Source organism: Enterococcus devriesei (assembly GCF_001885905.1).
GTDB lineage: Bacteria > Bacillota > Bacilli > Lactobacillales > Enterococcaceae > Enterococcus_A > Enterococcus_A devriesei.
This window is the reverse complement of record NZ_JXKM01000004.1, coordinates 60,748-87,704: the sequence shown is the minus strand read 5'-3', so window position 1 is coordinate 87,704 and position 26,957 is coordinate 60,748. Positions and strand designations below refer to the sequence as shown.

Sequence of the window (26,957 nt, the reverse complement as noted above, 5' to 3'; positions counted from 1 at the left end):
GGATTGAAATACCAGAGGTTCTGAACCTTAATTGGTATTCCAATCCATTCTTTTTATTCTGTTTTTTGGCTTCGCTCCAAGCTAACAACCAGCAGTAGAAAAACAAAGATGATGCTGATAGCGAAGTACACTCCGTGATAACCGGCGATTGGCTGCTGTTGGGCAGCGAAAATCCGTTGGTTGATCACCCCGAGAAAAGTCACCATAAAGCTTTGCCCCAACGTACGACACAGAGTAATGAATCCCGAAACAGTGCTGAGATTTTGTTGTGATGCATAACTTTGGGCAGAAATCACACTGATCGTCACACCGGTTCCAATGAAAAAACCTAGAAAGCTTGAAAAGATCAGTAAAATTGGATAGCCAGTGCTACTAGGCACTAGGCTTAAAAATAGAAACCCAATCAATGCGCCGCCAATTACTAGCTGCAACAGCTTCTTTTGACCAAAACGAGTCAACAGCTTGCCTGAATAGTAAGAACCTAAAATAAAGGCGATTGAAGAGGGCAGTAAAGCTAAACCAGCTAAAGTTGGTGAGAGTTGTAATTCTGTTTGAACCCACATCGGCAAATAAACTTGAAATCCAATCAACGCTCCGTTGATCAAAAAGACACAAATCGTTAATAGCCGGAACGCGCTGATTTTAATCGTACCAATAGGAATAATCGGACTTGGCGCTTTTTTCTCTTTCTGATAGAAGAAGTACAGAGCAATCACGCCGGCGATCAAGACTAGCGCGCCGAATACTAATTGAAGATTAAATAATTGGATACCACTCAGTAATACTAACAATCCGAAAATGAAATAGCTGTACTGTTGAAAGGCGCCCTTTTGAGGTGTTGCCGCTGTTTCTTTTTCTTGATAAAAGACTTGAACAATCGCCAGTACAATCAAGACAAAAGGAACATTGATAAAGAAGATCCAGTGCCAAGTAAGGCTCCGCAGAATCAAGCCGCCTAATAATGGTGCAATTAATGAGGCGATTCCCCAAGCTGAATTATTTAGCCCCATCACTTTTGTCCGGGTCTTCAGATCAAAAAGCTCACCGATCAAGGCGAAAGTCATCGGCATAATGCCACCAGCACCAATCCCTTGAATGATCCGCGCACCAAAAAGCATACTGCCAGAAATCGATACGCCACAGAGAATCGTTCCGACTAAGAACAACAAAAGGCCGGCTTGAAAAATTTTCTTTTTACCATAATTATCGGCCATCCGTCCGAAGATCGGTGTCGCTAGGGCACTTGAAAATAAGTAAGTAGAGAAGATGAGAGCAGTCAATTCTGAGCTGCCAAGGTCATTGACGATCGAACGGGTCGCTGTTACCACGATTGTCGATTCGATAGCGGTAACTAAGGTAGCTAGATAAATCGCGACGGTCATCCATTTAGTATTTGTTTTATGCAAAATTTATTCCTCCAAAGTGAAACATTTTGTTTGACTAAAGGTATTATAGGGTTTATTATTTGCTTGCGCAAGTAATTAAACTGTTGCGACTTGAAAAAAGGAGAGGGAGTGACTGTGTTGCAGCATTCTATAAGTGATATCGATACTTTGAAGCAATTGCCTACTGTCAGTCGTCGTTATGTCAAATTGATTGATCGTTATTTGGCGCCTTATCAATTAAATTCCAGTCTCTACTATTATATTTTGAAGCTCCACGATTTTGGAGATTTGCCTCAAGAAAAATTAGTTCAACTGACTGGCGTCAATGCTAGCAATGTGACGCGAGCCATCAAAAAATTAATGGATAGCGATTATATTTTGAGAAAAGAAAACCCTGATGATCGCCGAGGCTATCTCTTGTCGTTAACAAGTAAAGGGGCAGAAATCTACCAAGTGATTCCAGAGGCTTTACAAAAGGCCAACGAAGATTTTTTTGCACCGCTTGACCTCGAAGAACAAACGAGTTTTATCGAGATAATAAATAAATTAAGTGAATGAAAAGGAAGTCTGTAAAATGGAAAGAAAAGAATTATTAAACAAAGTCGTGACTATCCCAGAAGGCTATCAATTAGTCGAAGAAAAAACCGAACGCCGGAATAAACAAGACGTAACGATTTGGCGTTTTCAAAAGGACGGCGAATTTAAGCTGAATGGTCCACGGATCATCGCGATTTTTGTCAAAGATACTTTAGTCAGCGTTAAAAATCTAACTTCGGTTCCCAGTGGCAAGCTAGCATCAAGTGAGCGAGCAGAAGCCGTTGCCAAAGATATCTTCTCAAAAAGCAATCGCAGCTATGCTCGGGGCTTATCCTTTATTCGGATCGAACATCAACAACGAGAATTCGTCGATGAATCAGGAAGAACCAGCCAGTTTCCTGTTCTATGGATCAAATTCGGTCATTCCAACGGCAGCTATAATTGGGTCACTTTAGGTGCCGACAATCAATTGATCGAAATGGAGATTGATTCACGTTGGGATTACTTCCGGGGCCGCCGCAAAACGGAAATGTGGGACAACGATGATTGGGTCTTGGCTAGAGAAGGCAAAGGGCCACAATTAGCTAGCCCGAATGCTTTAGCCTAAACAAAAGGAGTGACAGCCATGAACGAACTACAATACGAAAACAACCTTGAGCTTTTAGGTCAGCTTAGAGATCGGTTGCAACGCCTAGAAGACAATGATTATATGACAGCCTACTATAAAGGCTACAGCACTAGTGGCGCCACCTTAGAAGAAATCAAAGAAGAGATTCAACTACTGCAAGAGCAAATTCGAGAGCTGGAAGAACAGCTTGACGATTTTGAATGGTAAGAAAGAAGGCAAAACAATGGATTACTTAGAAATGATCAACTACGCCGTGACAATTCCCGAGGACTATAAAATTGCTGAAGAAGACGATCAAGTACGAAATGGTGTCATGGTCCATATTGTCCGCCTACAACCAGCAGGCGAATTCGTCATTAACGGTCCTCGCATTATCGGCATTTTTGAAAATGATGCACTCGTTAGTTTAAAGGACCTGTCTGAAGTCCCAAGCGGCGCGTTATTAGACGAAGATGTTGCCGTAGAAAAAGCCGAACAAGTTTTGGCCGCTATCAATCCTGAATATGGCAATGGCGAAATGTTCCTACGTGTTGATTATCAAGAACGAGAATTCTTTGATGAAGAAGGAGAGCTGCAATATTTCCCTGTTCAATGGATCAAGTTTGCCGGCTACTCTGGTAATTATGCTTGGGCCACCTTAGGCTCTGGCGGCAAACTGATCGAAGTAGAATACGAATCTGAATGGGATTATTTCCGCGGACGTCGTAAAACTGAAATGTGGGACAACGACGATTGGGTCCAAGCCTATTATGGCCAAGGACCACAGTTAGCCAGTCCAAATGCTTTGGCATAAGAAACAAACGATTTGCAAAAAGGTGCTTAGTCCATATAGGATTACGCACCTTTTTTGATCCGTTTAAGATCGAATACACCTCGTTCTTCTGCCTTATGAGCCAATAGCTGTCTTTTTCCAATCAACCTACGCTACAATGAAAGCGTAACTAACAAATTAGGAGGGAATTTTTATGAAGGTTATTGTTTTAGGATCTTCACACGGCGGCTATGAAGCAGTCGAAGAACTACTGTTGACGCATCCTGATGCGGAAGTGCAGTGGTATGAAAAAGGCGACTTTATCTCATTTATGGGTTGAGGCACGCAAATGTATCTCGAAGGAGTCGTGAAAAACGTTGATTCAATTCGTTACATGACTGCCGAAGAGATGGAACAACGCGGGGTTCGCGTTTTTACTAACACTGAAATCACCAAAGTAATACCTGACAAACATGAAGTTGAAGTCTTAGATCACGTCACTGAGCAAACCCGAACTGAAACGTATGATAAATTGATTCTAAGTCCGGGAGCTAACCCATTTATCTTGCCAGTTCCTGGTCACGATCTGAAAAATATTGAAACGATGCGTGGTCGTCAAGATACCGTTGAGCTGAAAATGGACACGGTCAATCCGAATATCAAAAATGTAGTCGTCGTTGGCGGCGGCTATATCGGCATCGAAGCAGCCGAAGCCTTTGCCAAAGCTGGCAAAAACGTGACGGTGGTAGACGTGATTACTCGTCCATTAGGCGTTTATCTTGATGAAGAATTCACAGATATTTTGGATAAAGAAATGACCGACAATGGCATGAACTTAGCCATGGAAGAAAAAGTCGTGGAATTCGTCGGTGAAAATGGAAAAGTCAGCAAGGTCATAACAGATAAAGGCGAATATCCAGCGGAATTAGTTGTGATGTCTGCCGGTATCCGACCAAATACCATGTGGTTGAAAGATGCGCTAGACTTACATCCAAATGGGATGATCAAGACAGATGAATATATGCGTACAAGTGCAGAAGATGTCTTTGCAGTCGGAGACGCGACCTTGATCCAATACAATCCTGGTCAAACAGCTGTCAATATTGCCTTAGCTACCAACGCGCGTCGACAAGGACGATATGCGGCCAAAAATCTAACCGAAGCCAATCATCCATTTCCTGGTGTCCAAGGCTCATCAGCTTTACGGGTGTTTGACTATAAATTTGCTTCCACCGGTTTAAACGACCAAATGGCCAGCCGCTTAGAGATCAAAACGAAGTCGGTCTTATTGGATCAAGATACTTTGATGGATTTTGTTCCGGCCGATATGAAAACTCGGATGCTGTTTAAATTAGTGTATGATCCAGAGACGCTAGCCATCTTAGGAGCACAAATCATGTCAAAAACCGATTTAACAGCCAATATCAATGCGATCTCAATCGCGATTCAGACAAAATTTACCATTGAACAATTAGCTTATGCTGATTTCTTCTTCCAGCCGGAATTTGATACCCCTTGGAATTTACTTAATATGGCAGGGCTAAAGGCACTTCAACAAGAAAACAAAGCATAGTTTTGCAGGTATTCTTTTAAATAGAAAGCAAAAAGACCATTGAAAAGATAAGGGATTATCTCTTCAATGGTCCTTTTTTATTCATCTATTTACGTCCATAAATCATTGATCACCGAACGTTTCTCTTTTTTTACGATATGGGTATAGATTTCTGTCGCGGAAGTACCACGTTGACCTAGGATTTCACTGACGGTTTTCAAGTTTTTCGTTTTTCGAAAAGCCATCGTGCCAACGCTATGACGCAGTTTGTGGGGAGTCGTACGTTTCCCAAAGGCGGTGGAGTACTTATCGATCATCTTTTCAATCGAGCCGCCTTCCATGCGTTTCGCGACATTCTTGTGTTTAGTTAAGAACAGCGCGGGCACGGAATCATCCGCATTGTATAAACTTTCCCGCTGTTCTATATATTCTTGGAGATAGTCGATAAAGATCGGGGAGATCATCGCGTGGTCCAAGGTATCGCCTTTCCGCTGGACCTGAACGTAAAGGCCTTCATAGTTGAGGTCACTGACATTGGTATTGACGAGTTCAGACAGACGGATACCCGAACCTAGAAACAGGGCTAAGATCGCGGTGTCTCGAATCCGGTTTTTTTCGTAAGCCGTCTTGGCTTGGCGAGAAGTCAGCGTGTTGCCATATCCACTATAAACGTATTCAACAAAATCAATCGCCTCAGAATCTAAATAAAGCATCTTTTCAATTTTATCTTTTCGGACTTCGCCGGAAGCATCCACACCACCATTTTCAATATTGACCATGATATTTCTTCTTAGCATCGGACGAATAATGTAGTCGCCGATTTGTTCATCATATTCCTCGACTTCCTCATTTGCCAAGTATTTAAAGAGGGAGCGCAGCGCTGTAATACTGCGCTGAACCGTCACTTTCAAACGGTGGGTATTACGTTCACCTAAGGAAGCTTGTGCCAGATCATTTTCATTTTTTTCTTCAAAGGTTCTTTTTGGTGATTGATTTAAAAAGGACTTGTATAAGACGATCTTATCTTTATTCAATCGCTCAAAATCAGCCAATCTAATTTCTGTAATGTCTTTTGCTTGCACAATTCCTTCGGCTAAAAGCCAGGTGAGGAAGCGACGATATTCTTTTGAGTATTCGTATAGCGTATTGGTAGAACGGGGGATCGCTTCTAAATAGAGCAAATATTTTTGTACGAAGTCTGGTAATTTCTCAAATTCTTTCTCGTAACGTTCTCTTAATAGTTCACGACTCATTCGATTCAGTCCTTTCTTTTTTTGTTAGGAGAGGGAGTATCCCTCTAAAAAACAGTATAATTGGTATATACCTTTTTGTCAATTATAAAATAACATATTTCAAAAAAAGATAGGAGAGGGGAATAAACAATAAAATCAACTATTACTGAAAAATGGTTCTTTCTATAAAGCTTTAAACAATCCATTAGTATATTAAAATAACAATTATCGGCAGCTGGAGGGAACAACTACAAAAAAATATTTTATACTTGCTAACAATTAAAAATTTCATCCTAAGTGCTGTTAAAGTTGAAATTCCATTGTAAATCGCTATAAATTAACACGAATTTGATGGTATGATGGCTTTTTATTCAAATGAATTCAACTTGATCGATCTAATTCAGCTTGAAAAGACCTTATAGCAAACCATAGGATCAGTCTACAAAACAGTTAAAATCCATTCTTTTTTGTTTTAAGCAACGCAAAAAAATCATGCTTTCGGGAAAATGCATATTGTTACGAAAACATGATTTTACTTTCCCAACTTCCTCGACGGATCAATTAGTTGTTTACTGCTATAATAATCGACGAACGAAACAAACTTTTTAATAGCAACTCCCATAATTGAGTTTGAGTAAACTTAGCTTATTGATCCGTACAAGTAAACTTAGGCATCTAATGATACCAATGAACATCGACTAAACGTTTGAATCTATTTTAAAATACTTCGTTTGGATTGTTTCTGTTAAACATTATCAGTCATTCACCAAAATAATTTTCTTAACTATCTGCTAATTATTTTGATTGTTCGATTACGTTTCAATAAAATCGGCTTTATTAAGGCTTGCTAATGGTATTTGCTACTTTCCAAGTATGCTCTGTTATGGTTTGAGAAAAACTAACATTATTCTAAAACCTTAAGAAGCCCTTTCCTAAGCTACTCGCCTGTTATCGCGAAAAAAGATTCGTATTCGTGTCTTAAACGAATACGAATCCTTTTTATTTTGCTACTTTTTTGAATTTGACAAGCGCGACTGCGTTTTGTAATGATATCTCATCTAAAACCGGCACTAAAACAGCGGTTAATTTCCCGGATTTATGAATCTCGACGCCACTAGCTTCAAGTCGTTGGAATAACGCGTTCGTCATCAATTGAGGCCAGATTCGTTCACCGAAATAAACGGTGATTTTAACGCCACTTTCCCAAATCGAGATCCAGCCGAGATTTTTTTTCTTGTATAAGATCTTAGCCAGCCAATGCTTCCCATCATTATAGTAAGTCCAATCCTCCTTGAAGGACTCCTTATGAAGCATTACTAAAAGCTGCTGATAAAGGGCTAAACTATCTGTACCCAAGTATTTCGCTAAATTTTCAATCGTGGGAAGCTCTTCAGGATCTTTTAATAAAAGTTTCATCGTTCACAGCTCCTTTACTCGTAATTATCTTTCTTGCAAACACAAGTTTCTTTCCTTATTAATCAAGTTTTTCCTCGATAAATTGATAATCTCGTTCAGGATACTTTTCAGATGCTAGTTTGATTAGTTTCTTCGTTAATTCACAGTAAATTTTAGCATCTTCCGGTGATAAAACAGCTAAGTGTTCAATTATGGTAGTTAAATCATTTTCTTCGATTGGCCCGCTCAGTGACTCTTTTGGCCCGTTGAGCACTAGATTCATAGCATTTTGAGTGAATACTTGACGCCAAGCGCTCTTGGCAAAAGCTTCTGGCAAACCACAAGTTTGAAATATTTCTTGAGCGGTTGTTGCTAGTCCCACTACTAAGCTGCTAGCAAAAATACCGGCAGCATGATACAACGATTTGTCTTCTGCAGATATGACTGCCAGCGGGTTTTCTAAGTTGGCAAAGGCAGCTTTTACTTGTGTTTGTTGCTGATCTCCTTCCAAGGTAAAGGCGACTTGAGCAAGCTGCTCCAGCGGTACTGATTTAGTAGCAAAGGCGGTCAAGGGATGTAAGGAGAAACAAGCAATCTGCGCTTTTTCTGTGGCAAAAATCGCCGAACTTTTAGATCCGCTGCAATGAAAAAGACAATACTCCCTTGTCAGCAACGGCTCTACTTCCTGCCAAACAGTTAATAGCTGATCGTCTGGTACCGTAATAAAGAGCCAATCACTGGCCGCTACACACTCCGAAAGCTCGGAAAAAGCATGGCTGTTGGTTTGTCTAGCACTAAAGATAGCGTCTTCATAATGTTTGCTATAAAATCCTGAAAGCGGCCAACCTTTAGTATCGAAATAGCGACCTAGATTCGTTCCAACTTTTCCCGCCCCAATAAATCCAATTTTCACGATTTGTTCACTCCTTATCCTTCTCACCCTACTTTAATAAAACAATTATAGCATGATTTGTTTATTTTAACGGCAGAACACTGGATAATTCAGTCAATCAATTTATTATTTATAAGTAAGAGAGCTTTAAAACACTAATGTTTTTGGATAATACTGCGATTTGTAACAACATTTAATACATTCTCTTTTTTTCAGCAATAAAAACAATAATTTTTCGATCATTAGTTAAATGACTCGCTTTTTTATTAAATAATCGGTAAAATTATGATAATAAATTCATTTTATTTGAAAGGAGAGCCGTATGAAAAAATTACTTAATTCTTCTACCTACCGTCGAATTCAATTTGTTGAATTCCTCGATCAGCTCCCCTCTTGGTGTGATGTCAAAGAAGCGGCCAAACACGCGGACTGCTCCGTGAAAACCTTATTATCTGACATTGATTTTATCAATGATTTTTGGGGCGACTTTATTTACATCGAATATTCTAAGTTTCAAGGCGTACGTTTAAATAATCTAACTTCAAATAAATTAGGGAATGTCTACGGGTTGATTTTTCATGAATCGTTAGAGTTTCAATTTGTTGAGAAGATGCTCTATGAAGCCAATCAAGATGCAGAATATTGGATCAATGAACTGTTTATGAGTGAGGCTTCCTTTTACAGAATGGTCAATGCATTAGAAGAATTTTTGGAACGCCGAGGTTTAAAGTTAGAACGAGCACCTTTTCGAATCACCGCAAAAGATGAACGTTGGGTTCGTTTTTTTTATCAAGAATATTTTACAGAGGCCTATGGCGTTAACCAGTGGCCCTTTACGGTAGACCATGAAGCCACTACCTGCTTTATTATGCGAACCTCAACCGATTTTGATGTGTCTCTCGACGATCGTGAGATTCAGGAGGCTGCTTATCTGCTTTTGGTGACGCTGAATCGGATGTATCAAGGCTTTTATTTGTCGGAAGAGATTTATCAAGAGGATGACGACACGATTGAAAAAGTCTTAGAGTATAGTCGCCCCTTCGCGGAACATTTGTTAGAAGAAACCCCCTTCACCCTACCTAAAAAATGGTATAAAGAGATTAGTCATACTGTTTTTCATGAATTCTATAACTGGGACAACCCGCAACAAATTGTGCGAATGGATACGAAGATCAATACTTTTTTGGACAAAGTATCTGAGTCTATCGATTTTCCTTTGATTGAAGAGGATCGCCGGAAAATCGTTCAGGAGATGATGTCCTGGTATGTGGAATACAATTTCTATCCCTATCAGCAGAATTTACTGTTTGATAAGTATCAGAAATTTGCGCGTGAAATACAGCTAGTCTACCCGATTTTTTCTAGTATCGTAAAAAATCATTTAGAAGATATCGAGAAAAAGAATCAGGAGCTTTGGACCGATATTCGGCTAAACAATGTTCTCTTTTTATTAATGAAGGAATGGGCTCACCTGCCGATCCGTTTGGAGCATTTACGACGCAAGGTCTCGATTCTGATTATTAGTGATCTGGGTCGCAAGCATGCGGAAATGTTAAAAGACTTTTTAAGCACGAATTACCACGGACGAGTCACTCTTTCAATTTACAATGAGTCGGTCATTTCTTTAGGTGCTGAAGATCTTGCTGATTTTGCTCAATACGATATCGTTCTTAGTAATAACCCCATCAAAGGCTACGAAAACGAAAATAGCTTGATTGTAAACAACTTCTTTTCGGCCTCCGACCGTGAAAACCTATGGAACTTTATAGTAGCGACACAAAAAAGAGCCGCCCAAATACAACTAACGAAATTGGGTAATATCAAATCAAAATCGGCAAAAGAAATTTATTATTCCCAACTATCAGCACAACAATAACTTTAAAGGGCCAAGACATCAGTTCTTAGCTCTTTTTTCGCACAAAAAAAGCTCCACCAATAGAGGCAGAGCTTGGCTTAATTAAGCATTGGCAAAGACAATCAAGTTGTAATCATCGTTGATACAAGTTTGCAAGGTGATGCGCTCACCGCCGCCTGTACCAGTGATTTGGTCCCAATAATCCGTACCGTCTGCTGCATAACCACTATCGTCAACAGTGACGATTTGTGTGACATGATAGTTGCTGATAGCACCTGTCGCGTCAGCTACACTAATGGTTGCACCTGGTTGTAGTGAAAAGAGTACATTGAAAATGCCGGGATTATGACCGATGAAATGTGTATTAGCATTGTCATTGCCTGATTGAGTGGGAACGCCCCCCCAAGTTGCTACCTCATTTGGGTTTGCATCAATGATTGCTTGACCATTTCCTTGACCAGCATTTGTATAAGAGATTAACTGTCCGTTAATTTTTAATTGCATAGCTTGTTGTGTTGCCGCTTGAGGCGTGGCGATTGGTTCATTCACTGCCTGAGTCGTCGTTGTTGAAACAGCGGGTTCTTCCGAGATCGTTTCAGTTTCAGCTGCTGCTGTGACTTCTTCAGCTTCAGTAGCTACTTCTACTTGGGGAGTTGTTTCTTCGGGCTGACTGGTTATTTCGTTGGTTTCAGTACTACTGCTTGTTGGTTCGGTCTCCTGTGTTGCTTCTTCGATTGTAGGAGCTGATTCACTATGTAATACAGGTGATTCTGATGAAGTCGTTTTTTCCTGGGATGTTTGTGCTTCTTCATTTTTATGAGACTCGCTACTTTCCTCAATCGTTTGTTCAATTTTTGTTTGGCTAGTTTCGCCTTTCGCACTTTGCTCTGATTGTCCAAAGACTGACGCTCCGCTAGATGTTAGAAATAAAGCGACAACCACCAGTAATTTGTGAAAAATCCCCATTCCGTTTTCCCCCTTAGGTATGTTTGCTTCCTCTTTCACCTATAGAATAAGGGGGAAAATAACTTTTAAGTTGGATACTGCTCATTAAATAACTAATGATATTTATTTTTTTAAATGAGAAGTTATAAAAATAAGGGTTAACAACCTTTTATCATAACTTTCTATTAGATAGACAAATCTGCGTGAGCAAATTGTTTGTGAAAACCGTCCAGTAAAATATGGTTACTTTTATCTAACTGAAGTCGAATTTACTTAACTGATACATGTTTATAGTCTGTAAAAGATCATGTAGGGCTGATCCACTTAGAGTTTTTAAATGATTTTTTAAAAATGTTTGTATGTCGCCAGCTTCTGTTAAATCAAGGATTTCACGGGGATTAGATAAATTATTTCCTTTAATAACCCAAAGATAAAGAGTTATTATAAAGTTTTTATTTAATCTTTTAAAAACCTCTTCGCGAAATTCCGAGTCTTCTTCGACGATTTCCAGTAGTTCAATGAAATCTTCTGGAGCCAAATCTTTGTCGGTCAATAACTTGATTCTCTCCGCTCTATTACTAATATAGTAGGCTTTTAGCCACTGATTGAATGAACTTTGCGGCATCGTCTGACTGAATGTCAGACGCTTTTTAGAGGGAACACTGCGAATGAAAAAATGAACAGCGTCCTCAGAAGGCGTCTCTCGACAGACTTTTTGAAGTTGTTGAAAAACTTGATGATAGTAATCTGACCGATTGAATAGCGGTACTAATTCTACTGGTTTGCTCTCTATTTTCAATCGGTTAAAGGCATATTCTGTCTCTTCCCGACTTAATAAGAGAGATTCATTTTGCTTTTTAGTTACTAGTAACCTACCGATTAACTGTCTAAAAATGATTTCAAATAAATTATTGATATCCTGGCGGTAATCAAAGCCCAACTTTTCTTGGTAAATCTCCAACAGCTCAGTAATCTGGTCTGCTGGCAGATGCTTAACTAATAAAACTTCCGTTGCTAAACTTCGCAAATAGCATTCATAAAAATCAATTCCCTTTAGGTGAGTAGGAACCGGGATTGCAAGCTGATAATCGATGAACGCTTGGTCGACTTCTGCCGCCCCGTAGTCTAGATCATAATGCTTAAAAAAACCCCCTATTTCTTCAATGGACTCATCAAGCGATTCGATTCCAAAACTTTGATAATTTGCTTGGATAAATTGATAAAGCCGCTGCAATTCCGTTAATTTTTTCTCTAGCTGTTTCTTTCCTTGTTCAAAGCGAATAGGTAAAGTCTCCCCCTCTCCGTGTTTAAGGACGTATTCAAGCGATTGTTGAATCGTTTCTGCTTGTTCAAGGGACATGACTGATGTCCCGCTTAGTCGTTCTTGCAACTTCTGAAAGTAAAAAGGATAAAACGTTGGATCAATCATTGGTTGACTCATATTTCACCCTCCAATGCTGGAAAATCCTCAAAGAAGCCTTGCAGCTGCTCTAAATCACCTTGATAAACCTCGTAGCGTTGCTGAATGGCCTCGATAATCTCTTGATCGGTTACTCCACTTGAATGGTAACTGCGCAAATAATAAAAAATGGATTGACAGACGTTGAGCTGTTCCACGTAATCTCTCCTATAATAAATCCTTTCTTTTGCTAAAAAAGCTGCCAGTGCTTGGGTGTTTTGCCAACTAAAATCTACCAAATGATGGTCCTTAAACAATTGCTGCCGTTCTTGATTAAGTAGTTGAATGTCTCCAACTGACAGTTGAAAATTTTTATGGTTCGCTCGCAACAGACGATTGATTTCTACTCGCGGACTTCCTATATTCTTCTGTAAAAACTCGTTAAATAACGTTGTATCAAACCGTTCCATTTCCTGATCCGCCCCTTTCATAGACTAAATAGCACAGGTCTAATAAAAAGACAATCTTGAATTTTTGCTAAAAATGTGATATTCTAGATTTAGATAAGAGGGCTAGCTTAAGCCTTTCTTAACTATTTTTTTGCCTGACTTATCACGGTTGCTACTATTTGAAACTATAAAAATAACAAAAGGGGCATCAGATTAACTCTGATGCCCCTTTTTAAAGCTGATTTGTTTGATCTTGATTGATTGTCGAGGTGCATCCTGCTGATTGGTTGGTCGATTCGCGATTTGACGAAGAACGGTCAGACCCTCTATGACTTGACCAAAAACTGTGTAACGACCATCCAGTTCCGGAATGCCACCGACCGCTTCATAATGACTGCGAATTTGCAGCGGCAGACTCATGCGATGTAATTGTTCCTGATCTACCCAGCTTCTTTGTACGATATAAAACTGATTGCCGTTCGTATTTGGTCCATGATTGCCTAAGCAAACAGCACCATCAAAATGATACAGTCCTTCATCCAGTTCATCTTCGAAATAGCCACCATAAATAGATTCTGCTTCTTGTCCAGAACCATCTAAAGCCCCACCTTGGATCACGAAATCTTTGATTACTCGAGCAAAAATTGTATTGTCATAAAAGCCTTGCCGCGCTAATTCGCGCCAATTCTTGACGGCCTTTGGTGCCGCTTGCGGAAACAGGCGCAGTGTAATATCACCAGCATTCGTTTCGATCAGACACAACTCTTCCTGAGGTTTAAGCGGTGTCAGTTGTAGATAATTTTGCTTCAGAAATCGGATGCCATAATCTTGCGAGATCATCTTTTGAATATACCAGCCCACCCCGTTTGAATCGCCTAAGCGTGCTACTTGAAGGACAAACGTGTATTCTTTCTTGGTCGTTGCTATACGATAGGAGATTATGCCTCGTAAATTATTGAAGCTGTCTCCCTTAACTTTGTACATCATCAAAAAATGTGTTTCAAGCCATGTTAGTTGCTTTCCCCTTAGCTTTTCGAAATCTTTTTCGCTTTTTCCTACAAAAAAAGATTCCAGTTCTTCTTCTGTTCCCTCTGCTAACGTATCAGTAAATAGTTGAAATCGATGTTGGATCTCTGCTTGATCCCAGTGCCGGGGAATCAGCTGGTTGGTTACGGTTTCATTTTTTTGGTGCTTATGGATAGTTGCCGCTACACCACCAAGTAGAGCCGCGCTAAACAAAATCTTTTTCTTGTTCATGGAAGACCTCCTTAGAAGTTTTCTAAATTGTACCATGTCAGCTTCGAGAAAGGAAAAACGATTACGCAGCACTTCCCTAGCTGCGAGAAGTGTAAAAAGCAGCGATTTCATTTGCGATATTTTTAGTTCGTTAATTAAAGTTAATTTAGATAAATATAAAAAAACTTCCCTAGTTTTTTACTAGAGAAGTTTTCCTGTTATATCGTACCTTTGTCTATTTGCTGCAGTTTTCGATAGTGGCTATTGGTTTTTCTTAGCTCACTAGGACTGCCTTGCATCGTTAATTTGCCATCTTCAATAAAAATGACTTGGTCCATCGCATCGATCCCTTGCAAGTGATGGGTAATCCAAATAATCGTTTTATCTTGCAGCTGATTGAAAAAAGTATCGATCAATGCTTGTTCTGTCACTGGATCGAGGCCAACCGTAGGCTCATCTAATAAAATAATCGGCACTTCCTGTAACAGAATTCGTGCCAAGGCCATCCGTTGCCGCTCACCACCAGAAAATCGCAGACCAGCTTCATCTACCATCGTTTCTAATCCTTCTGGCAATTTTTCAACTAATTCTTTCAACCCAACCCGCTGAAGCACTTGCCAGACTTCCTCTTCCGTCGCCGTTTCTCGACCAATCCGGAGATTATTGATGATCGTTGTGTGAAAAAGATACGGCGTTTGATGAATGACGCCAAGGTAATTACTGATGTCATCTTGGAAGCGATAGGTCTCAACACCGTTTAGAGTAATTTTTCCTTTAGTTGTTCGTAAATCACCACGAATCAAATTAGCTAATGTGCTTTTCCCAGAGCCGCTGCGGCCAAGAATCGCGATTTTTTCACCGGGTTCAAGGATCAAATCAATCCTCGCTAAAACTTCTTTCGGGCTATCAGGATAGTGGTAAGAAACATTTTCGATTGTCAAGGTTAGCGGCCCTTCAAGAATAGGCGTTTCGCCTTGCGCTTTTTCAACCGTTGGCAACTGATTCAAGTTAACGATAGAATCTTGATAGCTATTCGTTTCTTGAGCTGCTGCTGGTAATGGCGCAAAGGCATCGATTAGGGGAAAGACTGACAAAACAAAGGCAGCGATCCAGTTGGCAGCCCCACCGTGATTGCCAGGAAATTGCTGACTTGTCCAAAGAATCAGCGCCAACGTAATCACGCCAAACATTAATTGCAGTAGAAAATTACGCTTTCGTTGAAAGCTTTGCAGTTTACGATTGATTTCCCGCAATGCTTCTTCAGATTCTTCGTGGTGGTTCACATAATCCTGCCCTCGTTGACTAAAGATCCAATCAGACACGCCTAAAACATTATCGGTCAAATCACTATACAACTGATTTTTCATCTGCTTCTGTTGTTCTTGACGCGCGCCGTTGACTAAGACGGACCACAAAGGCAATAAGAATACGACTACGCCTAAGAGTAGCAACATTCCTAAAGCAAAAAATGGGGAGAAATAACCGATGCCAAGAATGATCAAAACATACAATGACCAAGCGATGATCGTAGGAAAGATCGTTCGTAAATACAAATTTTGAATATGATTGATATCTTCTGACAATAACCCTAGAATATCACCCGTCCGGTGTTTTTGTTTAAAGAAAATCGCATCCTGCTCTAATGAATCATACAGCTTCACCCGCAGATTCGAGGTCATCTTTAGAACCCAATTATGACTGACTAAGCGTTCCACATAGCGAAAGACCGGGCGTCCGATCCCAAAGGCCCGTGTCAAAACAATGGGAATATAAATCAACAAAATGTTTTCTGGCAAAGATGCTGCCCGACTGATCAAATAGCCGGAATTAAACATTAACGCGCCGGCACAGAAGAAGGTAATGACTCCTAACGTTAGCGCTAAGATTAAAGATCTTTTGTATTGCTTGAAAAAAGGCTTGACCCATTCGTCATTTTTCAATGCAGTGAATAATCCGATTCGGTTCATTCCTTTTCACCTCGCAATGCGTGACTTAATTTCGTAAAAGCACCATTTTTTTGTTTCAATTCTTCCAGCGTCCCTTGCTCAACTAATTGGCCGTGATCCATCACTAATAAATAATCCATCTCAGCCAACCAATGGAGACGATGGGTCGCGAAGAAGACTAAACGATTTTCCATCAATGGTAGCATCCGTTCCTTCAACTCGACCTCCGTCTCAATATCTAGATGAGCAGTCGGTTCATCGAATAACAAAATTTTTCGTTCTTGATCAAGAAACGCCCGTGCCAAAGCAATCCGCTGTGCTTGTCCGCCGCTTAATGTCCGGGCGCCTTCTCCTAATTTTGTCTCTAAGCCTTCTGGTAATTCCGCTAACAGTTCCGTCAACCCGGTCACTGCCACCGCCTGCAAGATTTCTTCCTCGCTGGCATCGGGGTGATAAAAGGCAATATTTTCTCGCACGGAGCGCTGGAAAATATAGGGATTTTGCGGAATATAAATCAATTGTTCCTGCCATTTTGGTTGATCGAAGGCCTTCAACGATTGATCATCAAGCTGGATTTGGCTTTCATCCGGTCGTAAAAATCCACTAAGCAAATTGATCAAAGTGGATTTTCCCGAACCGCTCATGCCGATGATACCGATTTTCTGATAACCATTTACCTTAAAATCAACCGCTGCACCTAATTTTTCATCATAGTGATGAGTCAAATGCACCGCTAACTGGCTATCGGCAGACCAGGTCGCTAAGTCTAACGCTTCATCTTGAGTTTCTTCTAAGTCTAGAATCTGCTGAACATCATCCATTGCATTTTTCCCATCCAAAGTCGCGTGATAATCACTAGAAAAATCGCGAATCGGTAAAAAATATTCTGGTGCCAAGATCAAAACAGTCAGCGCCGGGAATAAAAAGATCGCTTCGTTGATTAAACGTAGACCTAACAACACCGCTACTACTGCCACAGACAGGGTAGTAAAGAAATCTAATGCAAAGGTGGAAAGGATTGCGACCTTCAGTGTACTCATCGTCGCTTTGCGGAAACGTTCACTGGTGGTGAAGATACTTTTGCTGTATTGTTTGCTGATACCAAAGAATTTCAGCGTATCGATGCCTCGTAAGGAATCAATAAAGTGATTCGACAGTAATTGAAAGGTTTTGTATTGCTTATCGGCTTTACTTTGGGCCGCATAGCCTAAGATGATCATAAAAATAATAATCAAAGGAAAAACAACTAACAGCACAACTCCTGACTTCCAATCTAAAATGAAGACTGCGACCAGTAAGATCCACGGAATGATCATCATATTTAACATCTTCGGTAAGATCAAATGGAGGTACTCCTCTACTTGATTGATTCCGTCTAAAGTCGTTGTGACCAGACTGCCAGTTCCTTGCTTTTGAACGACTTGTGGTCCTAGTCGAAAAATCTTTTGCAGTAGCTGACTACGTATAGTTTTTGCTTGCTGATAAGCATATTCTTCTAATACGCGTTCCCGTAAATAGGTCATTAAATGGCGCAAGGCAAAGGAAACAAAAAACAGCGCAATCCACGCTAATTGCCCCCCAAGTTTTGCACCATTCCATAAATGGGTAATGGTAAGTGCTAAACCGAATGCCTGTCCAATTATAAAGATTGCTTGCAGGACAGCAGATCCTGCAAGCAATCCAAGAATTTTTTTGATCCCGGGAAGTTGTAATAACTTCTTGTCGATCATTGTTCGACCCCCACAGCATGCGGGTGTTTGATCCGTTTGCGGAAGATGTAATAGGTCCAAGCCGTATAAGCCAACACAAACGGTAAGATCGTTAACGAGATATAAGACATGATCTTCAAGGTGTAAGGACTTGAAGAAGCATTCTCAATCAATAAATCATTCCCTGGGATCGAGCTGATTAAAACCCGTGGGAATAAACCGCTGAATAATAATGCCACTAAAGCGATTAAGGTGAAACCACTGGCGATCAGTGCAATAAGTTCTTTGTCTCTGAAGACCGACACATTGGCAATCACAGTCAATAGAACGATTACCGCTAACAAAGCCAACGTCACCGCAAAATTATTTTGGAAGAAATCCGTTTTGAAATACATTAAAATTGCGAAGATTACTAAGCCTACGTACAATACGCCATATAAAAACTTCGCGTAGTTTTTTGCCCGGTAACGAATTGCACCTTCCGTCCGCAAAGCGATATAGTTTAAACCATGCAAGTAACATAGCAAAGTCAACGCTACGCCTCCGACGATCGAGTACAAATTAATGTAATCTGTAAAAGTAGCCATCATGTTGTGGTCCGCATCCATTGGCATTCCTTGAACCATACTAATAAATAGTACCCCAAAGAAAAATGGTACGATAAAACTGCCAATCGTTAAGGTCCAATTCCATAATTGTTTGCGTTCTTTTGGCATATGACTACGAAACTCAAAAGAGACCCCGCGGATAATCAAGCCAAACAAAATAATGAACAGAATCAAATAGAAACCACTGAACAATGAAGCATACCAGTAAGGGAATGAAGCAAACATCGCTCCGCCGGCGGTTAATAGCCAGACTTCATTGCCGTCCCAAACCGGTCCGATCGTTTCGACGATCTGATCCCGCTCCCCTTCATCATGAGCCAAAGTACGAACAGACATCCCCACACCAAAGTCAAAGCCTTCAAAGAAGAAGAAGCCGGAAAATAAAACACCAATCAAGACAAACCATAATAATTGTAGATTACTCATGAGTGAACGCCTCCTTATCAAAAGGATCGACAGATTTTAGATCCATATTTTTCCCTTCGTCTAATTCCGGTCCTTTATTTAATTCACGCTTCACTAAATAAATCATCGTAATAGCCAGACCTGAGAACAACAGGAAGTAAATCGTATTTGAAATTAATAAAGAAGTCACCGAAACGTTTGGTGAAACACTGTCTTCGATGGTGAACAAGCCATAGACTGTCCACGGATAACGACCTAATTCAGTCACTAACCAACCCGCGGTGTTTGCTAAGAAAGGAGCAAAAGTACAAAGTCCCACTACGCGCAACATCCAACGTTTCTCATACAAAATCGGTTTCTTCTTACGTGTAAAGAATAAACCAAGAATTGCTACTAACAGCATCAGCATGCCAAAACCGGCCATGATCCGGAAATTCCAAAACAAGACATTTACCGGCGGATAATAATTCCGATCTCCGTATTTTTTGACTAGCTCTTTATTGATGGTATCCATCCCTTTGATTGAACCAGAGGGCTTGTTATAAGACAGAATACTTAACATATAAGGGATTTGAACACCGAAGACTTGTTTGTGCTCCCGCTCATTGTCCCAAGCAATCAAGGTCCAAGCAGCCGGATCACCGGTATCCTCATAGGTCCCTTCCATTGCCGCAAACTTCATTGGCTGACCTTCGATCAAGGCCTTCATTTGCGCATCTCCTGCACCTAATACCATAACCGAACCAAATAACGTGATCACTAAACCGATGCGCATCGATTTCTTGAAAAACTCCCGCATTTTTGGTTCTTTACGTTTTAATAATTGGAAAGCCGCAAGTCCTGCTGCGATCATCCCGCCCATTGTAATGGCTGCTGCGATAACATGACCAAATTCATACCAAACTTTTGGATTGGCAATTACCGCCGCAAAATCGGTCATTTCTGCTCGGCCGTTACGAAGTACGTAGCCCACCGGATGTTGCATGAAGCTGTTGGCGGCTAAGATCCAGAAAGCCGATAACATCGATGCGATCGTTACTAACCAAATAAAGACCAGATGCAATCCCGGTTTCACCCGATCCCATGTAAAAATCCAGAGTCCTAAGAAAGTCGACTCCATAAAGAAGGCCAGTAATGCCTCCACGGCTAATGGCGCGCCAAAAATATCTCCTACAAAACGAGAATAATCCGACCAGTTCATCCCAAATTGAAACTCTTGGATGATCCCGGTCACGACGCCCACCGCAAAACTCAATAGAAAAATATTGCCCCAAAATTTCGCCAATTGACGGTATTTTTCATTTTTCGTTTTAACATATAACGTTTCCATAATGGCAACAACCAAGACCATTCCGATCGAGAACGGCACAAAGAAAAAGTGAAAAACCGTTGTCATGGCAAACTGAAAACGGGCCAACGTCACTATATCCATCTTAATTCCTCCCCTACTATTGTGAATAACAAAACTAGAATAATTTCAGTTCTACAATAACTATAATCCTTATGAAATAAATTGCCAAATGTTCAGCTTAAGCGCTTTTTCTTTTTAAATTTTGAAAAATAACTAAATAACTAAATCACTTCAAATTTCTCAGCATATTCACAAGTTACACCGCGGATGCCTAAGCACTTTTCGCTATTTTTCAATAAATAAAATAATTTATGCTTATTATTACCACCGCAAAAAAAGTTGCTTAGAATAATTTTTTTTCCTTCAAAAAATTAATGGGCTGTACTAAAAAAATCCAGTTTCTAAACTGGATTTTCTGCTTAATTCTATTGCTCCGACCCATAATAAACTTCTAAATGCTGTGGCAAGACTTTGAAGCTCAACGGAAGCTCAGGGCCTTCATCACCGTCCACACTCGGATGCAGCTCCGCGTCTTCTTTCACGGTCAAACGCCCTGCAGTAAAAGGAGTATAGCCAATATTTTCAGTCGGCTGATCCACCCCTTTGACAATATCCGGTACACTCTTCAACCGATCAGTAATGCTTTGATCTTTCAAATAGAGGAGATATAAATTCCCATCGTTAGCCTCGGCTTCAGGAACGATATGTTGAAAGCCGCCGATTGTTCGTGTCAACACTATGACGACAGCACTACTTTCGATTTCGGTCGTTTCGCCATCGATCTCTAGCGAAAAGTGATAGGTTTGATCGTTGAATACTTCTTTGACGCCAGAAATAAAATAGGCCAATTTGCCAAACTTGGTCTTTTCTTCAACATCGACATTGCTAATGGCTTCAGGAATACTCCCCACCGAAACAATATTCATGAAATAATCGTCGTTGATTTTGCCAATATCCAGCGATGATTTACGATCCACATTAAAGGAGGAGATAGCTTCTTGTGGCTCCATTGAAATCTTTAATGAGCGTGCTAGATCATTCACCGTACCTAATGGGAAAAAACCGAACTTCGGTCGATATTCTTGTTCAGCCAAACCACTGATGGCTTCATTGACGGTCCCATCGCCTCCCATCGCAAAAACACTATCCACTTTGTCTTTTGCTGCTTGGCGAGCAAATTTTGTCGCATCGCCTTCTGCTTCCGTTCGTAAAACTTCTACTTCATCAAAAAAAGTCGCGAGCTTTTTCTGTGCTTGGCTCTCGTATTTTTCAGCCTCTTCATTACCTGAACTAGGGTTGACGATCAATACTGCTTTTTTCATACTTGCCCATCCTTCCTTGATGTTTCTTTCTTTAGTATATCAGGCTGGCGGAAAATTGAAGTTGGAAACGCTTGACGAAAAATTCCCTAAAAAACAAAAAAATGGAAGCCCACCTGAGGAGGACTCCCATTATCAAATCATTAGTCATTCATATTGTAACGTAATTTCATTCGTTCAGAACCTGAGATAACCATCTTGCCTAAGAGTCTTGTTTGACGTTCTAAGGATTCAGTAGCTAATTTTTCATTTGCGTCTTCCAAGAATTTTTGAACATCTTTTTGATCTTTAATTGCTTTATCTGTTTCGTTTTGGATCACGTGGTAAGCAGACATCGCTTCAAGTTCGAAGGTATTGCGGAAATCAACGAAGAAATCGTAATCCGTATCCCCTAATAACGCCGTTGTGCAGCTTAACCAGTACATATTGTTCAAATCAAATGTCCCTGTGGCATCTTTATAGCAAGCAGGAGTGTCATTAACATTTGAATAGAAAGGCACAACACTATTAAAGGTATTGGCACCGTAAGCTAACCAATGAACACCGGCGATTTCATCAGGCACATTGTTACGGACTTGTAAAATGTGTACATTGTGGTTGCGGTTGATCCCGATTGGACGAATCAATTTCTTTTGATCTTCTGTTCCGTTGCCGTAAGGATCGTATTCGGTATTTTCAAAGTGAGAGCTTAACACGAACTTCACATCTTCGATCGAGATTTTACGGTTGGCACGACAGATAAATGGTAAATCTTGATCCATCATTTCTTGTTCTACATCGGGAGTGAAGTATTTTTGACCATACCAAGCCCGTGGATTGTTATAAACAGTATCTTTAATCGAAGAGCTGCCGAAAATATGACGCAAGTTGTAGCCTTCGAAGTCTGGATTCAAATGATTGTCTTCAATCAAGTCTTTCAAATCTTCTGAGCAAAGGGTATCTGCTGAATCAAAATCAAAATGATCGATATTCATCCGGTTTGGTGCGACTACATAGGCATCATCTGGGATACGAACTGCTGCCCAATGATGGCCGCCGATTGTTTCTAACCACCAAACTTCTTCTTTATCCGCAAAAGCGATGCCGTTTGGTTCGTAGGTACCGTATTCTTTAAGTAATGAGCCTAAACGTTCCACACCTTCTTTCGCGCTGTGGATGTAAGGCAAGACCAAAGTCACGATGTCTTCTTCGCCAATACCGCCTTCAACATAAGGATCAAGTCCTTGGATGCGTGGATTCGTTGTGATTGTTTCGGTTGCTGACATCGCTATATTTTCGCTATTGATGCCGGCTGCTGGCCAGATTCCGTTGGTTAAAATTGAATTTGGCATCGAGGTATAACGTAGTGGATTGTCTGGCAATTCAACTTTCACGCCACTAATCACCGCTTGGTAATCTTTTGGCTGATCTTCCGGTTGAACCACTACAAAACGTTGTGGGTCTAATGCTTCGTGCCCATCATCGTTCCTTGAAATAATAGTTGAGCCATCGATTGATGCTTTCTTTCCGACTAGTACGGTGGTACATGAACCTTTTACTTTCTTTGTCATACTTGAAACACTCTCCCCTTTTCATGGTACCTCAAGTATAACGCTAATAAAATTAAATACCAAACGAAATCCTGAAGATACTCGTCAGACATTTATTTTCTTTTTAAAGCTGTCCATATAAAATGAATCGGTCTTCCTAGAATCAGGAAAATAATGACAACCATTCCCAGATTGATTAAAATCAATGATTCTGTTGAAAGCTCCAGCAAATCGATTATTCCTAAAATCGTTGGCGCCAATACTGTGCGCTGACAGCTCCCAGAATGATAACTAACACAAGGTACATTCGCAGAGTCAAACTTATTTTTTCTGACATCCTAAATCTCTCCTTTAAATGGATCAACTACTTTGAGAAAGGCTTTCGCGAACTCGCTCAGCTTTTGAGCAATAAGACCAAACCATTGATAAATGACTGAGAAACACAAAGTTTTAACTTTGATGTTGAACAGTTCCTACTTGGTGTTTCTCAAATTTCTAAATTGTTTTGCTTATTGCCGATAAAGCTAGTTTGTGAAGCCGGACATGAATATGCCTGCTGTAAAGCGATTTGTTCATATGAAAATTTTATACTTTCTTCATAGTCAAAAAAAACAGCTTCAGTTTGGCTAATGAACTGAAGCTGTTTTGGATTAAAATTCGTCCCAATCATCCTTTTTTCGCGCAATTTTTTTAGATGTTGATTTCACTTTAAAAAGCGCGATACTAAGTCCAATCAGTAATAACAATAAGCCCAATATGATTAATTTTCCGATAAAGAAACCCATTTTAATTTCCTTTGTCCGTTACCACGATATTCGCGCCGTTGACCGTAACCCAGCCGTGTTTTTCCCGCGCTTGCGCTTCCGTATAACGAATCAGCTCATCTGTCACGGAGTCGGCGACTTTTTTATTGGCCTCGGCTTCGGCTTCCGCGGCTTTTGTTTTTTTGTAGGCCTCACTGTCGGCTTTCGTTTTCGCTGTTTCCGCATCTAGTTTGGCTTTTTCATTCTCTTGTCCTGCTCGAATGATGGCATCGATGGATTTTTGCGTTTCGGCATCCACATCCGGAACACCTAATGTCACATCTTCCACTTCAAAGCCCTTCGCTTCAACTGATTTAGCGAAACTCGTCAGAACCTCGGCTTCGACTTTGGATGAATCCCCTGAGAGAACGTCTAATAAACTATACTTCGCATAAACTTCTCTCGAAACTTTTTGGAGCTTCGACTTCAACCAGCCTGATTCGATGTCTTCACTGGTAATATTCCCAAATTCCTTATACATTTTGGCGGCTTTATTTGGATCGACTTTGTAATCATACTTGATGTCAATCGTGGTTTTCTTACCATCGCTGGTGGATACCGATACTTTTTCCGCTTGGATGGTTTGCAGGCGAATCGGATATTGGATCACTTTATCGATCCCAACAAACTTCACGCCTTGAGTCAGCGCCTCGTCTTTGATCCCGCCATTCATCGAATAACGAACACCGACGTAACCATTATCAATTCTCTCAAAAAATTTGAAGGCCGCAACGACCGCGACCACCGCAATTAAAAGCACCGCAACAACTACCTTGATAAGTTTGGTGATTTTAATGTTTGTGTTTCTCTCCATTCTGTACCCCTTTAATCCTCTATTCTAATCACAAGAAACAATCTTATGTGATTGATCATTTTAAGAGATGGCGAAATGCTGACCATTTCTGTTATAGACAGATTTTAAAATAACGTGAAACAAAACACAATAGCAGTTCGCTTTTATTTTTCAAAACCCTTGAAAAAAAGAGACGACCTTCATTTTTCATGCTAAATAATTTGTGCAATCAACTCTCCTGTTTTTTTCGTCCCATTTTCTTGTAATGATTGAACAATCTTCGACCCAATCACGACACCGTCACAAACTTGCTGGAAGTTTTCGACGTGCTCTTTCCTTGAGATGCCGAATCCAGCCAAGACGGGAATTTTACTGACCGCCTTCACTTGCGCTAAATGATCCAATAAATCCTGTCTGAAGTTTTGATCCGTCCCGGTGATGCCGTTAACTGTTACTGCATAAATGAAGCCCTCTGCCTCAGCCACCAGCTGTTGAATCCGTTCTTGCGGACTAGTTAAAGATACCAGTTGCAATAACGCGATATCTCCCAGCTCCGGCACCGCCAAATCTCGGTGTTCATAAGGCAGATCGGGAATAATCAAGCCTTGCACGTCGGTTCCTGCTAGCTCTTCCACTAATTGTTTGATGCCATAATGGAAAAAGGAATTGCTGTAACCCATCAAGATCAAAGGAACCGCCGAATCAATTTCTTGTAGGACAGCAATCAGTTTTTTTAATGTAACCTGATGCTCAAACGCTCGTAATCCAGCCGCTTGGATCGTCGGCCCGTCTGCTACCGGATCAGAAAAAGGCACACCTAACTCAATAGCCGCCGCACCTTGTTCCACCAGCATCGCAATTTCTTCTGGCAAATTGTCCAAGCCTTGCGCTCCCGCCATGATATAAGGTACGAATAATTTTTCCGTCTGCGCTTTTTCAGTTAATGTTTTGGTCAAAGGTTTCATTTTTCTGCCTCCATTCGTTCTTTGATTTGTTGGACATCCTTGTCCCCGCGGCCAGAAAGATTCATGACGATGATTTGGTCTTTAGTCATAGTTGGCGCGATTTTGATTACTTGTGCCAGCGCATGAGAACTTTCCAATGCTGGAATGATTCCTTCCATACGTGATAGAAAATGAAACGCTTCTACTGCTTCTTCATCATTAATCGCAGCATATTCCGCCCGCCCAATCTCATGTAAGAAAGAATGCTCCGGCCCGATCCCCGGATAATCCAAGCCAGCTGAGATGGAGAAGGCTTCTAAAACTTGGCCGTCATCATCTTGCAACAGATGCATCTTTGCCCCGTGTAAAATGCCGACACTCCCCTTGTTGATAGAAGCCGCGTGTTCCTCCGTGTCCAAGCCATGCCCAGATGCCTCCACACCCAGCAAACGAACATCCGTATCTTCAATAAACGGATAAAACATCCCCATCGCATTGCTTCCGCCACCGACACATGCCATTACTAAATCAGGCAACCGACCTTCCGCTGCAAGAATCTGTTTGCGAGCCTCGATCCCAATCACACTTTGATAATCCCGCACGATCTCTGGAAAGGGATGTGGTCCTAAAACAGAGCCCATCACATAATGTGTATCTTCAACTGTTGCCACCCAGTAGCGTAACGCTTCATTTACGGCATCCTTCAACGTTTTACTACCGGAAGTCACGCTTTCCACCTTCGCCCCTAAAAGCTCCATACGAAAAACATTTAAAGCTTGTCGCTTCACATCGACTTCCCCCATAAAGACGATACATTCCATCCCGAAAAGGGCTGCGGCGGTGGCAGTTGCCACTCCATGCTGGCCAGCGCCGGTTTCCGCAACGACCTTGTTTTTGCCCATCTTTTTGGCTAGCAAGACTTGCCCTAACGCATTATTGATTTTATGAGCCCCTGTATGATTCAAATCCTCGCGTTTTAAATAGATTTTTGCCCCGCCAAGCTCGTTGGTCAAACGCTCCGCGAAATACAAAGGATTTTCCCGTCCCACATATTGTTTTAAATAGTAAGCCAATTCTCTTTGAAAAACCTCGTCTTGTTTTGAGGCTTCATAGGTTTCCTCTAACTCTTGGACAGCGTACATCAATGTTTCCGGGACAAACTTCCCGCCAAATTCACCATAAAAACCCGCCTCATTTGGTTGTTGGTACATGTGATCACTCCTCGTTCATATTCATGATTTTCACTACGTATGTCATTCCTCTAAACTTTTCTTACTTTAATTTGTATAATTTT

General features: G+C 40.8%; 23 protein-coding genes. 6 read left to right on the top strand and 17 right to left on the bottom strand.

Translation table 11 applies throughout. From position 1 onward, the window contains the following. Nucleotides 1-53 precede the first annotated feature (53 nt). The gene (locus tag RV00_RS06985; protein WP_071861889.1) at nucleotides 54-1,406 is read right to left on the bottom strand and encodes an MFS transporter; all 1,353 of its coding nucleotides are present in this window, start codon (nucleotides 1,404-1,406) and stop codon (nucleotides 54-56) included. A 117-nt stretch (nucleotides 1,407-1,523) separates the two neighbouring features. Here RV00_RS06985 and RV00_RS06980 point away from each other — a divergent pair, with 117 nt between their 5' ends. The 5 genes from RV00_RS06980 to RV00_RS06955 all read left to right on the top strand — a co-directional run bounded on the left by RV00_RS06980 (nucleotide 1,524) and on the right by RV00_RS06955 (nucleotide 4,874). After that, the gene (locus RV00_RS06980; protein ID WP_071862150.1) at nucleotides 1,524-1,943 is read left to right on the top strand and encodes a MarR family winged helix-turn-helix transcriptional regulator; all 420 of its coding nucleotides are present in this window, start codon (nucleotides 1,524-1,526) and stop codon (nucleotides 1,941-1,943) included. 16 nt (nucleotides 1,944-1,959) lie between these two features. Beyond that, the gene (locus RV00_RS06975; RefSeq protein ID WP_071861888.1) at nucleotides 1,960-2,529 is read left to right on the top strand and encodes a hypothetical protein; all 570 of its coding nucleotides are present in this window, start codon (nucleotides 1,960-1,962) and stop codon (nucleotides 2,527-2,529) included. Nucleotides 2,530-2,547: 18 nt separating this feature from the next. Next, on the top strand, nucleotides 2,548-2,757 hold the full coding sequence (locus RV00_RS06970) for a DUF5320 domain-containing protein (protein WP_071861887.1): 210 nt from the start codon (nucleotides 2,548-2,550) through the stop codon (nucleotides 2,755-2,757). 16 nt (nucleotides 2,758-2,773) lie between these two features. Further along, a complete protein-coding gene (locus RV00_RS06965) occupies nucleotides 2,774-3,343 on the top strand; it encodes a hypothetical protein (protein ID WP_071862149.1) in 570 nt (189 codons plus the stop codon). 172 nt (nucleotides 3,344-3,515) lie between these two features. Then, a complete protein-coding gene (locus RV00_RS06955) occupies nucleotides 3,516-4,874 on the top strand; it encodes an FAD-dependent oxidoreductase (RefSeq protein ID WP_249024074.1) in 1,359 nt (452 codons plus the stop codon). An 89-nt stretch (nucleotides 4,875-4,963) separates the two neighbouring features. Here RV00_RS06955 and xerS read toward each other — a convergent pair whose 3' ends face one another. From xerS to RV00_RS06940, 3 genes are all read right to left on the bottom strand, one after another. Next, the gene (gene xerS, locus RV00_RS06950) at nucleotides 4,964-6,106 is read right to left on the bottom strand and encodes a tyrosine recombinase XerS (protein WP_071861884.1); all 1,143 of its coding nucleotides are present in this window, start codon (nucleotides 6,104-6,106) and stop codon (nucleotides 4,964-4,966) included. 978 nt (nucleotides 6,107-7,084) lie between these two features. Then, the gene (locus RV00_RS06945; RefSeq protein ID WP_071861883.1) at nucleotides 7,085-7,501 is read right to left on the bottom strand and encodes a DUF3788 family protein; all 417 of its coding nucleotides are present in this window, start codon (nucleotides 7,499-7,501) and stop codon (nucleotides 7,085-7,087) included. 58 nt (nucleotides 7,502-7,559) lie between these two features. Next, a complete protein-coding gene (locus RV00_RS06940) occupies nucleotides 7,560-8,393 on the bottom strand; it encodes a Rossmann-like and DUF2520 domain-containing protein (protein ID WP_071861882.1) in 834 nt (277 codons plus the stop codon). Between the two features lie 301 nt (nucleotides 8,394-8,694). Here RV00_RS06940 and RV00_RS06935 point away from each other — a divergent pair, with 301 nt between their 5' ends. Then, nucleotides 8,695-10,248 (top strand): AcpB/EbpR/MafR family transcriptional regulator, encoded by a 1,554-nt coding sequence (locus RV00_RS06935; RefSeq protein ID WP_071861881.1) that lies wholly within the window; start codon nucleotides 8,695-8,697, stop codon nucleotides 10,246-10,248. 81 nt (nucleotides 10,249-10,329) lie between these two features. On the opposite strand, the gene RV00_RS06930 is transcribed toward RV00_RS06935, so the two are convergent. From RV00_RS06930 to trpB, 13 genes are all read right to left on the bottom strand, one after another. Then, nucleotides 10,330-11,193 carry a class F sortase gene (locus RV00_RS06930; protein WP_071861880.1) on the bottom strand — a complete coding sequence of 288 codons (864 nt, stop codon included), beginning with the start codon at nucleotides 11,191-11,193 and terminating at the stop codon, nucleotides 10,330-10,332. Between the two features lie 232 nt (nucleotides 11,194-11,425). Further along, nucleotides 11,426-12,613: a DUF6179 domain-containing protein gene (locus RV00_RS06925; protein ID WP_071861879.1), complete on the bottom strand. Its 1,188-nt coding sequence runs from the start codon at nucleotides 12,611-12,613 to the stop codon at nucleotides 11,426-11,428. After that, the gene (locus RV00_RS06920) at nucleotides 12,610-13,041 is read right to left on the bottom strand and encodes a DUF6323 family protein (RefSeq protein WP_071861878.1); all 432 of its coding nucleotides are present in this window, start codon (nucleotides 13,039-13,041) and stop codon (nucleotides 12,610-12,612) included. Before RV00_RS06920 ends, RV00_RS06925 begins: the two co-directional genes overlap by 4 nt. 192 nt (nucleotides 13,042-13,233) lie before the next feature. Further along, complete coding sequence (locus RV00_RS06915; RefSeq protein WP_071861877.1) at nucleotides 13,234-14,277, bottom strand: peptidylprolyl isomerase; 1,044 nt, start codon at nucleotides 14,275-14,277, stop codon at nucleotides 13,234-13,236. A 197-nt stretch (nucleotides 14,278-14,474) separates the two neighbouring features. Beyond that, the gene (gene cydC / locus RV00_RS06910; RefSeq protein WP_071861876.1) at nucleotides 14,475-16,223 is read right to left on the bottom strand and encodes a thiol reductant ABC exporter subunit CydC; all 1,749 of its coding nucleotides are present in this window, start codon (nucleotides 16,221-16,223) and stop codon (nucleotides 14,475-14,477) included. After that, nucleotides 16,220-17,932 carry a thiol reductant ABC exporter subunit CydD gene (cydD, locus tag RV00_RS06905; RefSeq protein WP_071861875.1) on the bottom strand — a complete coding sequence of 571 codons (1,713 nt, stop codon included), beginning with the start codon at nucleotides 17,930-17,932 and terminating at the stop codon, nucleotides 16,220-16,222. The genes cydC and cydD overlap by 4 nt, the downstream gene beginning before the upstream one ends. Further along, entirely contained in the window at nucleotides 17,929-18,945 is a 1,017-nt protein-coding gene (gene cydB / locus RV00_RS06900; RefSeq protein ID WP_071861874.1) for a cytochrome d ubiquinol oxidase subunit II, read from the bottom strand. Before cydB ends, cydD begins: the two co-directional genes overlap by 4 nt. Further along, nucleotides 18,938-20,356 (bottom strand): cytochrome ubiquinol oxidase subunit I, encoded by a 1,419-nt coding sequence (locus RV00_RS06895; protein WP_071861873.1) that lies wholly within the window; start codon nucleotides 20,354-20,356, stop codon nucleotides 18,938-18,940. The genes cydB and RV00_RS06895 overlap by 8 nt, the downstream gene beginning before the upstream one ends. Before the next feature lie 344 nt (nucleotides 20,357-20,700). Further along, on the bottom strand, nucleotides 20,701-21,597 hold the full coding sequence (locus RV00_RS06890) for a diacylglycerol/lipid kinase family protein (protein ID WP_071861872.1): 897 nt from the start codon (nucleotides 21,595-21,597) through the stop codon (nucleotides 20,701-20,703). 140 nt (nucleotides 21,598-21,737) lie between these two features. After that, a complete protein-coding gene (locus tag RV00_RS06885; protein WP_071861871.1) occupies nucleotides 21,738-23,144 on the bottom strand; it encodes a C69 family dipeptidase in 1,407 nt (468 codons plus the stop codon). Between the two features lie 765 nt (nucleotides 23,145-23,909). Beyond that, on the bottom strand, nucleotides 23,910-24,722 hold the full coding sequence (locus RV00_RS06875; protein WP_071862148.1) for a prohibitin family protein: 813 nt from the start codon (nucleotides 24,720-24,722) through the stop codon (nucleotides 23,910-23,912). Nucleotides 24,723-24,931: 209 nt separating this feature from the next. Next, on the bottom strand, nucleotides 24,932-25,684 hold the full coding sequence (trpA, locus tag RV00_RS06870; protein WP_071861869.1) for a tryptophan synthase subunit alpha: 753 nt from the start codon (nucleotides 25,682-25,684) through the stop codon (nucleotides 24,932-24,934). Then, a complete protein-coding gene (trpB, locus tag RV00_RS06865) occupies nucleotides 25,681-26,874 on the bottom strand; it encodes a tryptophan synthase subunit beta (protein ID WP_071861868.1) in 1,194 nt (397 codons plus the stop codon). Before trpB ends, trpA begins: the two co-directional genes overlap by 4 nt. Nucleotides 26,875-26,957 lie beyond the last annotated feature (83 nt).

Bases quoted from the DNA above. Each gene is read 5' to 3' on its own strand.
- RV00_RS06885 (WP_071861871.1), bottom strand. From the start codon at position 23,144: ATGACAAAGAAAGTAAAAGGTTCATGTACCACCGTACTAGTCGGAAAG.
- RV00_RS06915 (WP_071861877.1), bottom strand. From the start codon at position 14,277: ATGAACAAGAAAAAGATTTTGTTTAGCGCGGCTCTACTTGGTGGTGTA.
- RV00_RS06930 (WP_071861880.1), bottom strand. From the start codon at position 11,193: ATGGGGATTTTTCACAAATTACTGGTGGTTGTCGCTTTATTTCTAACA.
- RV00_RS06945 (WP_071861883.1), bottom strand. From the start codon at position 7,501: ATGAAACTTTTATTAAAAGATCCTGAAGAGCTTCCCACGATTGAAAAT.
- cydB (WP_071861874.1), bottom strand. From the start codon at position 18,945: ATGAGTAATCTACAATTATTATGGTTTGTCTTGATTGGTGTTTTATTT.
- RV00_RS06975 (WP_071861888.1), top strand. From the start codon at position 1,960: ATGGAAAGAAAAGAATTATTAAACAAAGTCGTGACTATCCCAGAAGGC.
- RV00_RS06925 (WP_071861879.1), bottom strand. From the start codon at position 12,613: ATGAGTCAACCAATGATTGATCCAACGTTTTATCCTTTTTACTTTCAG.
- RV00_RS06970 (WP_071861887.1), top strand. From the start codon at position 2,548: ATGAACGAACTACAATACGAAAACAACCTTGAGCTTTTAGGTCAGCTT.
- trpB (WP_071861868.1), bottom strand. From the start codon at position 26,874: ATGTACCAACAACCAAATGAGGCGGGTTTTTATGGTGAATTTGGCGGG.
- RV00_RS06935 (WP_071861881.1), top strand. From the start codon at position 8,695: ATGAAAAAATTACTTAATTCTTCTACCTACCGTCGAATTCAATTTGTT.
- RV00_RS06890 (WP_071861872.1), bottom strand. From the start codon at position 21,597: ATGAAAAAAGCAGTATTGATCGTCAACCCTAGTTCAGGTAATGAAGAG.
- RV00_RS06965 (WP_071862149.1), top strand. From the start codon at position 2,774: ATGGATTACTTAGAAATGATCAACTACGCCGTGACAATTCCCGAGGAC.
- cydD (WP_071861875.1), bottom strand. From the start codon at position 17,932: ATGATCGACAAGAAGTTATTACAACTTCCCGGGATCAAAAAAATTCTT.
- RV00_RS06895 (WP_071861873.1), bottom strand. From the start codon at position 20,356: ATGGATATAGTGACGTTGGCCCGTTTTCAGTTTGCCATGACAACGGTT.
- cydC (WP_071861876.1), bottom strand. From the start codon at position 16,223: ATGAACCGAATCGGATTATTCACTGCATTGAAAAATGACGAATGGGTC.
- trpA (WP_071861869.1), bottom strand. From the start codon at position 25,684: ATGAAACCTTTGACCAAAACATTAACTGAAAAAGCGCAGACGGAAAAA.
- xerS (WP_071861884.1), bottom strand. From the start codon at position 6,106: ATGAGTCGTGAACTATTAAGAGAACGTTACGAGAAAGAATTTGAGAAA.
- RV00_RS06920 (WP_071861878.1), bottom strand. From the start codon at position 13,041: ATGGAACGGTTTGATACAACGTTATTTAACGAGTTTTTACAGAAGAAT.